The sequence below is a fragment of the Variovorax sp. 01N429 genome (assembly GCF_056399425.1).
Map to the genome: position 1 here is coordinate 571,822 of NZ_JBFTRG010000001.1, position 12,203 is coordinate 584,024.

A 12,203-nucleotide genomic window follows, 5' to 3' on the forward strand; every position below is an offset into this window, starting at 1 on the left:
TCCACGACAAGTTATTCACCAAAAATCGCCCCATTACCGGATAATTCGCTACCCATGTACAACCCTCCCGACGATCTGGATCGCATCGACATGAAAATCCTGAAGGTTCTTCAGGAAGATGGTCGAATCTCCAACCTCAAGCTTGCGGAGATCGTTTCGCTCTCCCCGACCGCAGTCCTCGCGCGCGTGCAGCGCCTCACCCGCGACGGTTTCATCCTCGGGTACGAAGCCCGCCTCGATCCCCACAAGCTCGGGCGTGGATTCACCGTGTTCGTCGAGGTACTGCTCGACCGCACCACGCCCAACGTCTTCGACGAGTTCAAGGCCGCAGTGCAGGTGCACGACGAAATCATGGAGTGCCACATGGTGGCCGGCGGCTTCGACTATCTGCTGAAGACACGCATGGCCGACATGGCGGCCTATCGGGCATTCGCCGGAACGGTGCTCTGGCAACTGCCGGGGGTGCGCGAAACGAGGACCTACGCGGTGATGGAAGAAGTGAAGAGCAGTGCGCGGTTGCCGATGGGCGGTTGAAGCGCCGAGGAGCAAGCCGATTCACAGTTCGTCGAACTGAATCACGCCTTCTTTCATGACCAAGGGAATGTGTTCACCTTGGCCAAGGAGGCAGTTGACGTCTTTCAGCGGATTGCCGTCGACCACCAGAAGATCGGCCAAGGCACCCGGCACGAGCCGGCCCAGGCGGTCGCTCATCCCGAGCACTTCCGCGCCGATGGTCGTCGCACTCGCCACGGCTTCGGCGGCAGACAGTACTTCCGCCCGCAGGCGGAATTCATTGCTCTGCAGGCGCTGCGATTCACCCAGCAAGTCGGAGCCGAAGCCCATCTTCACTCCAGCCGCCTTGAAGATTTCCAGCGAGCGCAGGCCAGCCTCTCGCACATCAGCCACCTTTGCGACGCTTTCGGGCGGCAGGCCATAGGTGGCGCCCTCGCTCGCCAGCGCGTCATACGTCACCAGAGTGGGCACCGCATAGGCACCAGCCTCGGCCATCAAAGACGCGGTGGGCGCATCGACCAGGTTGCCGTGCTCGATGGTCCGCACGCCGCAACGCACCGCGCGCGCAATCGCCTCGGCCGTATAGGCATGCGCGAGCACATAGGTGCTGCGCGCCCGGGCTTCGCCGACGACGGCGCGGATTTCGTCTTCGCAGTAGCCGAAGGCGCCCACCGGATCGGTCGGCGACGCGACGCCGCCCGACGCCATGATCTTGATCTGGTCGGCGCCCATCTGGAGTTCTTCCCGCGCGGCCTTGCGCACCGCATCGACTCCATCGACCACGCGCGCGAGCGCGCCGACGCGCACGCACGAGCACGGAGGATCGTTGCTCAGGTAGTCGGACCGCGTGCGCATATCGCCATGGCCGCCGGTCTGGCTCAGGGCCCGCCCCGAGACGAACAGGCGCGGCCCTTGCACGAGGCCTGCTTCCACCGCCTGCTTGAACGCGAAGCCGGCGCCGCCCGCATCACGGACGGTGGTGAAGCCACGGCGCAGCATTCCGCGCAACATGGGCACGCTGCGCAAGGTCACCAGCACGTTAGGCATGCGCACTTGCTGCGCGAGGTTGAGTTCGATCGCAATCACGTGCACGTGCAAATCGATCAGACCAGGCATCACGGTCTTGCCCTTGACATCGATGACACGCGCCGCAGCGTTCGCGCGAATCGGCCGATCCGAAATCTCCTTCAGCACGCCGGCTTCGACCAGGATGTCGCGACCTTCCTGCAACTCGCCCAGCAAAGGATCGAGCAGGTTGGCATTCTTGAAAAGTACGGCAGTCGTCATAGACACCTCAAAAGGAATCCGGAAGATGTTGCGCCATGACGGCCGGGAGCGCCAACTGCGCCAGCACCGTGGCCACTTCGATGTGGCGAACCTGATACCAGTTCTCCTCGTGCAGCAGATTCAAGGTGCCCAGCGTCTGGCCGCGCCAGCGCAGTGGGACGTTCAACACGCTGCGGCAGCCCAGCGAAAGTATCAGCTCATGATCGAAGAACACGTCGCGGATGTCGTCGGCGTTGCGGCCGATGTACGGCAGGCCGCGCACCATGACCTGCTGCATCCATGGCGAATCGGTGACGGGCTTTCGGCCCTGCACGGGATAGGCGTCCGGCATGTTGCTGTAGATGCGCTCGGACTCGCGTTCGGCGCGGTGGTGGACCAGGATCGTGAAGAGACGATGCCCGATCGCCTTGGCCGATGCCGCTTCGATGGCCTCGAAAGTGGCCTGCGGCTGGCGCATGTCGTTGTGGGCCTCGGCGACCGCCGACAGAAGTTGTTGGATTTCGAATGGCATCGCTCGCCCCTCAAGACAGTTCCGCAGCCGCGATGTCTTCCAGCGACCGGCCGCGCGTCGGTACGCCCATGATCATGACCGCCGCCGAGCCCAGCAAAAGCACAGCGGTCGTCATCCCGAAGACGCCTCCGAACCCCAGCGTCGGGTAGATGAAGCCGACCAGAATCGGCGCCGTGATCCCGCCGATGCGCCCGATCGCCGATGCCAGTCCGGCACCGGTTGCACGCACCTGCGTCGGGAATACCTCGGGCGTGTAGGCATACACCCCCGCATAGGTGCCGTTCATGAAGAAGGAGAGCAACACACCGGCCGCCATGATCTGCGCATCGCTGTGTGTAAACGCGAGTCCCAAGGCGGCGAGCCCGCCTAGCAGCATGTAGCTGACGATGGTGGCCTGTCGCCCGATCCGGTCATTGAGCCAAGCGGCGGAAAAGTAGCCCGGGACCTGCGCGATGTACATCACCAGCGAATAGCCGAAGCTTCTCGTGATCGTCATTCCGTTCTGAACCAGCAAGCTCGGAATCCAGGTGAAGAAGGAGTAGTAGCTGAAGGTGATCGACAGCCACATGAGCCAAGTCATGCTCGTGATCCGCAAGAGTTTGCGGGACAGCAAAGTCGCATAGTTTCTCCACAGGCTGCCCCGGTGCGCACTGGGCGGCGGGGCCGCGACGTCCTGCGGATCGAGCGGGGGAAGCGCATGCCCGCGCCGCTCGACGTCGGCCTCGACCGCGTCCATGATCTCGCCAGCCTCGACCACGCGGCCCTGGCTTTCGAGCCAGCGCGGCGACTCGGGGAGAACACGTCGCCACCACAGCAGCATCAGGACCGGCGTCGCGGTGATGCAGATCACGATGCGCCAACCTTCAGCGTAGGCGGGCACGATGAGGTAGCCGAGCACCGCCGCGGCCACGAATCCGAAGGAAAAGAATCCGGCCAACGCACCGGTGAAAGCTCCCCGGTAGCGCCGCGCCACGAATTCCGACAGGTAGGGGGCGATGATCACGCTTTCAGCCCCGGTGCCGAATCCCGCAATGACGCGCAGCACCAGGAACTGGCTCCAGTCATTGACCATCGCACTGAAGAGCGACGCCACGCAGTAGATCGCGAGGGCCGTCATCATCACCTTGCGTCGGCCGATCAAGTCGCCCAGCGAGCCCGCGGCGAGTGCCCCGAAGAAGAAACCGATGAAGTTCGCGCTGGCGAGAACACCGATCTGCACGCTGCTCAGCGACCAGGCCGTTCGCAACACGGGCAGCACGAAAGCGATGACGGCGGCATCCATCGCATCGAAGCTGTAGCCGAGGCCGCCCACGAGAAGCAACCGCCGATGAAAGCCGGAGAACGGCAGCCGTTCGATGCGCGCGGAAAGTACCGTCATGTGTGAACCCCTTGTCTCTTCGCCGCATCGTAGGTCGGGCGTTTTATGCCGACAAATTTATAGTTACTATGGTGTTTATTCCTCTTCTGAATGGTTTCGCCGCGCGAACCTTATGACCTCGACCTACCGCAGCGCCGACCTCAATCTCCTGAAAGTCTTCGAGGCGCTGATGACCGAGGGCAACGTCACGCGCGCGGCGCAAAAGCTTTCACTGACGCAGCCCACCGTCAGCAACGCACTGCGGCGCTTGCGCGATACCTACGACGATCGCCTGTTCGTGCGCAGCGGCGCGGGCATCAAGCCGACGCGGCGGGCGATCGACTTGTGGGAACCGCTCGCACAGTCCCTGCAGACAATCCGCGGCACCCTGGAAGTCGGCAGCTTCGACGCGCTGCGCAGCAGCGCGAGTCTCAGCATCGCCATGTCCGACTACGTGGCAAGCATCGTGGTGCCGAGGCTGACCAGCCGATTGAGCGAGGCAGCGCCTTCGATGCAGATCCACACCATCCCCAACACGCTGGTGGACCTGGGACCGGTGCTCGCCAACAACCACGCCGACTTCGCCATCAGCGTCTACGCAGATGAAGTGCAGCGACCGGCGTTCCTGAAGTCGCGGGCACTGTGGTCGCCCGGCTTCGTCTGCGTGATGCGTACCGGCCATCCGCTTGGACGCGCCGACAAGATTCCGCTGAAGAAATTTCTCGCCGCGCGACACATCGATGTCAGCCTGATAGGCAAGACGCAGCCTACTTATGACGTGTTTTTGCGCAGCCGCGGCCTGGAGCGCAATCTGGTCGCGACGGTGAACCACTATGCGACCGCATTCGACGTCGTCCGCCGATCGGACCTGATCGCCGTGCTGCCGCACTCCAAAGGCCTCGATCCGCCGCGCATGGCAGGCCTGCGGCAAGTGCCCGTACCGCTCGAAGCGCCAGCGCGCATCGTCGAATTGTTCTGGCATCAGCGCCATGAAACCTCCGCACTCCACCAATGGGTGAAGGGCGTGTTGCTCGGCTTGTTCGAATAGGCCGCAGACCAAGCGCGGACCAGCCGCCGGGCTACCGCTGGCCGAAAATCGCCGTGCCCACTCGCACCATCGTGCTGCCCGCTGCAACAGCGGCTTCGAGATCGGCGGACATGCCGAGGGACAGCGTGTCGAGCGCGATCCCTTCCTTGCGAATCTGGACGAAAACGCCGGCTGCGCGGAGAAACAGCTCGCGCTGCGCCTCGAAATCAGGCGCCGGCTCCGGGATCGCCATGATCCCGCGGAGCCGCAAATGTGGCAGCGCCGCCACAGCGCGCGCCAGCGGCAGTGCTTCTTCGAGCGGCACGCCCGACTTGTTGGCGCCCGCATCCACGTTGACCTGCAAGCACACTTGCAGCGGCGGCAGGTGCGCAGGACGTTGCTCCGACAGGCGCTCGGCGATCTTCAAGCGGTCGATGCTGTGCACCCAATCGAAATGCTCGGCAACGACGCGTGTCTTGTTGCTCTGCAGAGGCCCGATGCAATGCCATTGCAGCCTGTCGCGCAGGTCTTGCAGATCCTGGATCTTGGCAACGCCTTCCTGAACGTAGTTTTCGCCGAAGGCCGTCTGACCGAGCGCGTAAGCCTCGCGCACGGCTTCGGGCGGGAAAGTCTTGGAGACGGCAAGCAAGTGCACGCTCGCCGGATCGCGTCCGACCGCCGTGCACGCAGTCACAATCCGCGCCCGAACTTGCTGGAGGTTGCCGCTAATCATCGTCATAATCGTCAAAGCGTATCAAAACGTCACCGAGGAGCTTCGTGGACATCACCCAACTGCTGGCCTTCAGCGTCAAGAACAAGGCCTCCGACTTGCATCTGTCGGCCGGCCTGCCGCCCATGATCCGCGTGCACGGCGATGTGCGGCGCATCAACGTCGACGCGCTCGACCACAAGGCGGTGCATGCCATGGTGTACGACATCATGAGCGACACGCACCGCAAGCACTACGAAGAATTCCTCGAGGTCGACTTCTCCTTCGAGATCGATGGCCTCGCTCGCTTCCGCGTGAACGCATTCAACCAGTCGCGCGGCGCGGCGGCGGTGTTTCGGACGATTCCGTCGAAGATCCTGACGCTGGAGCAACTCAACGCACCCAAGATCTTCGGCGACCTCGCGCTCAAGCCGCGTGGCCTCGTGCTCGTGACCGGCCCCACCGGTTCGGGCAAATCGACGACGCTGGCCGCGATGATCAACTACCTCAACGAAACCGAGTACGGCCACATCCTCACCGTGGAAGACCCGATCGAGTTCGTGCATGAATCCAAGAAGTGCCTGATCAACCAGCGCGAAGTCGGGCCGATGACGCTCTCCTTCGCAAATGCACTGCGCTCCGCCCTGCGCGAAGATCCGGACGCGATTCTCGTGGGCGAAATGCGCGACCTCGAGACCATCCGCCTTGCGATGACGGCGGCCGAAACGGGCCACCTGGTGTTCGGCACGCTGCACACCTCGTCGGCCGCAAAGACCATCGACCGGATCATCGACGTCTTCCCGGGCGAAGAAAAGGAAATGATCCGCGCGATGTTGTCGGAGTCGCTGCAGGCTGTCGTGTCGCAAACACTCTGCAAGACCAAGGACGGCCAGGGCCGCGTGGCGGCGCACGAGATCATGCTCGGCACGCCTGCTATCCGAAACCTGATCCGCGAAGGCAAGGTGGCACAGATGTATTCGTCGATTCAGACCGGCAGTGGCCAAGGCATGCAGACGCTGGACCAAAACCTTACGGACCTCGTGCGCCGCAGTGTCATTTCCTCCGCCGAAGCGCGCGGGAAAGCCAAGATCCCAGAGAATTTCCCCGGGTGAATATGGCACTCCCCCAGGTTGGCTCACTTCGTGTAGCCGCCCACCCCCTCGCCGGGGGCAATACCAGCGGCCCGGCGAAGCCGGTTCCGCGGTATTCCTGTTGCTCGCCCCCAGGCTTGCGCACTGCGTGTCGCTTCGCCTACCCCCTCGCCGGGGGCAATACCAGCGGCCCGGCGAAGCCGGTTCCGCGGTATTTCTGGAATGATGGGGCACAAACGCGGCCCTCACGACTGCACTAGGAGTTCTCAGATGGAACGCGATCAAGCCAGCCAGTTCATCAACGACCTGCTGAAGCTCATGGTGAGCCGAAACGGCAGCGACCTGTTCATCACGGCGGAATTTCCGCCGGCGATCAAGGTCGACGGCAAGGTCACCAAGGTTTCGCAGCAGGCGCTTGGGGCGCAACACACGCTGGCGCTCACGCGTTCCATCATGAACGACCGGCAGACGGCGGAATTCGAGCGCACCAAGGAGTGCAACTTCGCGATTTCGCCGACGGGCGTCGGACGCTTCCGCGTCAATGCTTTCGTGCAGCAGGGCAAGGTCGGCATGGTGCTGCGGACCATCCCCGCCAAGTTGCCGACCATCGACGGACTGGGAATGCCGCAGGTGCTCAAGGACGTTTCGATGAGCAAGCGGGGCTTGTGCATCCTGGTCGGGGCGACGGGTTCGGGCAAGTCGACCACGCTCGCCGCGATGATCGACTGGCGCAACGAGAACTCGTTCGGCCACATCGTGACCGTGGAGGACCCGGTCGAGTTCGTGCATCCGCACAAGAATTGCGTCGTCACGCAACGCGAGGTCGGCATCGACACCGACAGTTGGGAAGCCGCGCTGAAGAACACTCTGCGCCAAGCGCCGGACGTGATCCTGATGGGCGAAATCCGCGACCGTGAAACCATGGAACATGCGGTCGCCTTCGCCGAGACCGGCCACCTTTGCATGGCAACGCTGCACGCCAACAGCGCCAACCAAGCGCTGGACCGCATCATCAACTTCTTCCCCGAAGAACGTCGGGCGCAGTTGCTGATGGATCTGTCGCTGAACCTGCGTTCGCTGGTCTCGCAGCGGCTGATTCCGACCGAAGACGGCCATGGCCGCATCGCCGCCGTCGAAGTGCTGCTGAACACGCCGCTGATTTCCGACATGATCTTCAAGGGCGAAGTGGGCGAGATCAAGGAAATCATGAAGAAGAGCCGCAACCTCGGCATGCAGACCTTCGACCAGGCGCTGTTCGATCTGTTCGAGGGGAACGCGATCAGCTTCGAGGATGCGATCCGGAACGCCGATTCGGCGAATGACCTGCGCTTGCAGATCAAGCTGAACAGCCAGCGTGCTCGCACGACCGACCTGTCGGCTGGGACTGAGCACTTCGCGATTGTCTAAGCTCGCCCCCAAGCTGCGCGCACTTCGTGTCGCTTCGCTAACCCCCTACCGGGGGCAACGCCAGCGGCCCAGCAAAGCCGGTTCCGCGGCGTTCCTGTTGCTCGGCCCACGCTCGCGCTAAGCTTGGGGCATGAGCAGTCTCAACCCCAAAACCTACGACACCATCCCCTCGCAAAAGGTCGCCTTTCTCGGCCTGGGCGTGATGGGCTATCCCATGGCCGGCCACCTTGCGCTGGCGGGGCACAGCGTCACGGTCTACAACCGGAACGACGCGAAATCCATTGCCTGGCAGGAAGAACTGAAGCCGCAAGCCAAAGGCACGCTGGCCCACGCGGCAACGCCGCGCGGCGCCGCGTCCGATGCGGACATTGTGTTTTGCTGCGTCGGCAACGACGACGACCTGCGGTCGGTCGTGCTTGGTGAAAACGGCGCGTTTGCCGGCATGGCCAAAGGCGCGGTTTTTGTCGACCACACCACCGCTTCGGCCGATGTCGCACGCGAACTCTCGAAGGCGGCGACCGAACGCGGGCTGCAGTTCATCGATGCGCCCGTTTCCGGCGGCCAGGCCGGCGCGCAGAACGGCGTGCTGACCGTGATGTGCGGCGGCGACTCGGCCACCTTCGATCGCGTCAGGCCGGTGATTTCGGCCTTCGCGCGTTCGGTCGCCCTGCTGGGCGAAAGCKGTGCCGGACAGCTCGCGAAGATGGTCAATCAGATCGCCATCGCCGGGCTGGTGCAAGGCTTGTCCGAAGCGGTGGCCTTCGGACAACGCGCCGGTCTGGACATGAACGAGGTGCTGGCCGTTATCGGCAAGGGCGCCGCGCAGAGCTGGCAAATGGACAACCGCGGCAAGACCATGATCGAAGGCAAGTTCGACTTCGGCTTTGCGGTGGATTGGATGCGCAAGGACCTCGGACTGGTTCTCGACGAGGCCAAGCGCAATGGTGCGCGGCTGCCGGTGACCGCGCTGGTCGACCAGTTCTACGCCGACGTGCAACAGGCCGGAGGCCGTCGCTGGGACACTTCAAGCCTGATCACCAGGCTCAAGTAGCCTTCAGCGGATGGGCGACGTCGTCACGCCGCTGGCAGGCGGCTGCGACGATGGGGCTGATGAGGGCGATGCCGGCAGAGGCTCCATCGGCGGCAGCGGGACGTTCGAACGCGAGGCCGGTGCCGAAGAACCTGGGGCTGACGAAGCCGGTGCCGATCCTGTTCCACCCGGCACCAACTGCTGCGACTGCATGTTCGCCAGTTCGGCGTCGCTGATGATCTCCACGATCCGAACCACCTTCTGTACGCCCGAGACGCCGCGCACGACTTCGGTGGCGCGGTCTGTCTCGCGGCGGGTGGCGATGCCCATCAGGTAGACCGTGCCGCGCTCGGTCACGACCTTGAACGAGTTTCCGAAGATGTCCTTCTGGTCGAGCAGCGAAGCCTTGACCTTGCCCGTGATGAAGGTGTCGTTGGAGCGCTCCTGGAAGGAGCTCGATGGCCCGACCGTGAGTTCATTGACGACCGAGCGCACGTTGTCGACCCGGCGCACCACATCCTCGGCCTTGCGGCGGTCGGCGTCAGTGCCGACGGAGCCCGTGAGCAGCACCTGGCGATTGAAGCTGGTGATGGTCACATACATCTGGTCATTGGCGATTTCGCGGATGCGTGCGGCGCCGCGCAGCTCGATCGCCTGATCGTCCACCTGCGCGCCTGAGCTGCGGCGGTCCGTCGCCACCATCCCCGCACCGACCGCGGCCGCACCCCCGACCGCCAGCGGCACGCATGCGGACAGACCGGCCAACAAGACGGCGCTTGCGGCCAGTGCGATCGCGATGCGTTGAGGGGATGTCTTCGTCATGAGTTGGACCTTCCGATGCTGGGTATTGAAGTTGTCGGGCGCTATACGACTGCGGATGCCATTTGCAGACCCCCGTTTGTCGTCTTGCCTGATGAGTTGACCGGTGCCGAAAAGTTCTGGTCGGGCGTGTGCCGGCCAGGCTTTCGCCCGCTCTCTTTTTCTGATCGCGGCGAGTTTAGCCCAGCGCATTTGCGGCCCGGTTACCGCGTGTCATCGTCCGACAATTGCACGCGCGATGGGCCGACGTCCCTACAATTTGCGCTCGGCTGTTGGCTTGGCGGCGCAGTTGTTGCGAGCGAGAAAGGATGCATCGTTTGAATCCGTTCACTGGATCGCAAGCATGGCTTGCCGGCAAGCTCTGCGGCGCGTTGGCAACGCTGGTTCTGTCCGGGTGCAACGCGCTCGCGCCCGTCAATCCGCCGATCGACCAGGTCGACGTGAACGGCGGCTACCGAATGAGCCAGCTGCTCAAGCGCACGCATGGCCTCAAGGCCGACGCAGACACCCTGTTCCTGCTCACCTTCTCCGGAGGCGGCACGCGCGCCGCGGCCTTCTCGTACGGCGTGCTCGAAGAACTCAAGCGCACGAACGTCGTCGTCAAAGGCAAAACCATCAATCTTCTTTCGGAGGTGGATGCCATTGCCGGCGTCTCGGGCGGCAGCTTCACGGCGCTTGCGTATGCGCTCTACGGCGATCGGCTCTTTACCGAATACGAGCCACGGTTCCTCAAGCGCGACGTGCAGGGCACGCTCACGCGGCGCGCGTTGAATCCGGCCAACTGGTTTTCGCTCGGCAGCGGGCTCTACGGCCGATCGGAATTGGCGGCCGATTACTACGACGAGATCCTCTTCAACGGCGCAACCTTTGCGGACCTGATCGACAAGCCCACGCCGGCGACGGCCGTGACTGGCACCGATCTCTCGACCGGCGCGCGCTTCGGTTTCTCACAGGAGCAATTCGACCTCCTTTGCTCCGATCTCGGCAAGGTTCGCCTCGCGCGCGCCGCGGCTACCTCTTCCGCAGTGCCGGCGGTCTTGTCGCCAGTCACCTACTACAACTACGGCGGCAATTGCAACGCCGTCATGCCGGCATGGGTGAAGGATGTGACCAACCCGGCCGGACCGACTCGCCCCGCTGGCCGCGCGTTGCTGCGCTATCGCGACATTCAAAACTATGAGAACAGCACGAACCGCCCTTACCTTCATGTGGTCGACGGCGGTGTCTCGGACAACCTGGGCCTGCGCGGACTCCTCGAAGCACTCGAAGAGGTCGAAACCAGCCCCGCGTACCAGCGTGAAATCGGATTCAAGGAAATCCGCCGCATCGTCGTGGTGGTCGTCAATTCGCGCTCGGCACCGGACACCGATTGGGATCGCTACCCGAACGCGCCCGGCATCATCTCGCAGGTGTTCCAGTCGTCGAGCGTGCCGATTGACCACTTCTCCTACGAGTCCGTCGAACTGCTGAAAGACATCGCACAGCGCTGGGCCGACAAACGCGAGCTCGAGATCGCCGAGCGCCGACTGGACGGCATGTCGAAGGCGCAGGCTGAAGCCGCCGTGCCGAAACTGAGCTTCGACTCCGTCGACGTGAGCTTCGATTCGATCGAAAACCCACAAGAGCGCAGCTATTTCATGAATCTCCCGACGACCTTTGTCCTGCCCCCGGAAGCCGTCGACCGCTTGCGCGACCTTGGCGCGCGGCTGCTGCGCGAGTCGCCGACCTTTCAGCAGGTGCTGAAAAACATCGACGAAAGCAAGCCGGGTCCGAAGGGAAGCGCGGCTTCGCAGCAGTAGCGAGAAACAGCGCGGGTCAGGGAGACAGCAGGGACGAATCGCTGTCCTGATCGCCGAGCAGTTGCGCGTCCACGCCGTCGCACAGGCAATGCAGGACGAGCAGATGGATTTCGTGGATGCGCGCGGCGCGCTCGTGCGGGACGCAGATTTGCACGTCCGTTTCGCGCAGCGCCCGGCCGACGGCGCCACCTGGGCCACCGCCGGAGTTGGCGGCGTTGCCGAGAAGCGCGACGACCGTCATGTCCCGCGCATGGGCGGCTTCGACCGCGGCGAGCACCGAAGCCGACTGGCCGCTCGCGCTCAGGACGAGAAGCACGTCGCCGGCTTGCCCCAGCGCACGGACCTGCCGCGCGTAGCGGTCTGCGTCGGGCGCATCGACCGTGTCGGCGGCGGGGTCGGTGGCGTCGCAGGTGAAGGCGATCGCAGCCAACTCGGGGCGCTCGCGCTCGAAGCGGCCGACGAACTGCGCTGCGAACTGCGCCGCGAGAAAGCTCGAAACACCCGCACCGCACGCGAGAATCTTGCCGCCGCTGGTGACGCACGCAAGCAGAGCCTGCATGGCCTGGGAAACTGGTTTACCGAGGAGAGGGCCCGCCTGGTACTTCAGGTCGGCGCTGTCGATGAAATGCTGCTGGATCCGTTGCTCAAGCATG

12 protein-coding genes are annotated in these 12,203 nt (G+C 63.8%); 6 read left to right on the forward strand and 6 right to left on the reverse strand.

All coding sequences use genetic code 11. The features are described from left to right. Positions 1-54: 54 nt before the first annotated feature. Positions 55-534: an Lrp/AsnC ligand binding domain-containing protein gene (locus AC1DSF_RS02745; protein WP_478125289.1), complete on the forward strand. Its 480-nt coding sequence runs from the start codon at positions 55-57 to the stop codon at positions 532-534. A 21-nt stretch (positions 535-555) separates the two neighbouring features. On the opposite strand, the gene AC1DSF_RS02750 is transcribed toward AC1DSF_RS02745, so the two are convergent. Genes AC1DSF_RS02750 through AC1DSF_RS02760 form a run of 3 tightly spaced genes read right to left on the reverse strand, consistent with a single transcriptional unit; the run spans position 556 to position 3,689 of the window. Beyond that, the gene (locus tag AC1DSF_RS02750; RefSeq protein ID WP_478182293.1) at positions 556-1,800 is read right to left on the reverse strand and encodes a metal-dependent hydrolase family protein; all 1,245 of its coding nucleotides are present in this window, start codon (positions 1,798-1,800) and stop codon (positions 556-558) included. 7 nt (positions 1,801-1,807) lie between these two features. Further along, on the reverse strand, positions 1,808-2,311 hold the full coding sequence (locus AC1DSF_RS02755; RefSeq protein WP_478125175.1) for a GAF domain-containing protein: 504 nt from the start codon (positions 2,309-2,311) through the stop codon (positions 1,808-1,810). A 10-nt stretch (positions 2,312-2,321) separates the two neighbouring features. After that, on the reverse strand, positions 2,322-3,689 hold the full coding sequence (locus AC1DSF_RS02760; protein ID WP_478182294.1) for an MFS transporter: 1,368 nt from the start codon (positions 3,687-3,689) through the stop codon (positions 2,322-2,324). Positions 3,690-3,801: 112 nt separating this feature from the next. Between AC1DSF_RS02760 and AC1DSF_RS02765 the strand changes: the two genes are divergently transcribed. Continuing rightward, positions 3,802-4,716, forward strand: a complete 915-nt coding sequence (locus AC1DSF_RS02765; RefSeq protein ID WP_478182295.1) for a LysR family transcriptional regulator — start codon at positions 3,802-3,804, stop codon at positions 4,714-4,716. Positions 4,717-4,747: 31 nt separating this feature from the next. Here AC1DSF_RS02765 and AC1DSF_RS02770 read toward each other — a convergent pair whose 3' ends face one another. After that, positions 4,748-5,434 carry a YggS family pyridoxal phosphate-dependent enzyme gene (locus AC1DSF_RS02770; protein ID WP_478182296.1) on the reverse strand — a complete coding sequence of 229 codons (687 nt, stop codon included), beginning with the start codon at positions 5,432-5,434 and terminating at the stop codon, positions 4,748-4,750. Between the two features lie 38 nt (positions 5,435-5,472). Between AC1DSF_RS02770 and AC1DSF_RS02775 the strand changes: the two genes are divergently transcribed. The 3 genes from AC1DSF_RS02775 (at position 5,473) to AC1DSF_RS02785 (ending at position 8,953) form a co-directional block, all read left to right on the forward strand. Next, positions 5,473-6,516 (forward strand): type IV pilus twitching motility protein PilT, encoded by a 1,044-nt coding sequence (locus AC1DSF_RS02775; RefSeq protein ID WP_478125179.1) that lies wholly within the window; start codon positions 5,473-5,475, stop codon positions 6,514-6,516. Between the two features lie 249 nt (positions 6,517-6,765). Then, positions 6,766-7,902 carry a PilT/PilU family type 4a pilus ATPase gene (locus tag AC1DSF_RS02780; RefSeq protein ID WP_478125180.1) on the forward strand — a complete coding sequence of 379 codons (1,137 nt, stop codon included), beginning with the start codon at positions 6,766-6,768 and terminating at the stop codon, positions 7,900-7,902. A 130-nt stretch (positions 7,903-8,032) separates the two neighbouring features. Further along, the gene (locus tag AC1DSF_RS02785; RefSeq protein WP_478182297.1) at positions 8,033-8,953 is read left to right on the forward strand and encodes an NAD(P)-dependent oxidoreductase; all 921 of its coding nucleotides are present in this window, start codon (positions 8,033-8,035) and stop codon (positions 8,951-8,953) included. Between the two features lie 3 nt (positions 8,954-8,956). Here the strand turns inward: AC1DSF_RS02785 and AC1DSF_RS02790 are convergent, their stop codons facing one another. Beyond that, positions 8,957-9,754, reverse strand: a complete 798-nt coding sequence (locus AC1DSF_RS02790; RefSeq protein ID WP_478182298.1) for a BON domain-containing protein — start codon at positions 9,752-9,754, stop codon at positions 8,957-8,959. Between the two features lie 314 nt (positions 9,755-10,068). Here AC1DSF_RS02790 and AC1DSF_RS02795 point away from each other — a divergent pair, with 314 nt between their 5' ends. After that, on the forward strand, positions 10,069-11,550 hold the full coding sequence (locus AC1DSF_RS02795; RefSeq protein WP_478182299.1) for a patatin-like phospholipase family protein: 1,482 nt from the start codon (positions 10,069-10,071) through the stop codon (positions 11,548-11,550). Positions 11,551-11,566: 16 nt separating this feature from the next. Here AC1DSF_RS02795 and AC1DSF_RS02800 read toward each other — a convergent pair whose 3' ends face one another. Next, complete coding sequence (locus tag AC1DSF_RS02800; RefSeq protein WP_478182300.1) at positions 11,567-12,202, reverse strand: SIS domain-containing protein; 636 nt, start codon at positions 12,200-12,202, stop codon at positions 11,567-11,569. Position 12,203 lies beyond the last annotated feature (1 nt).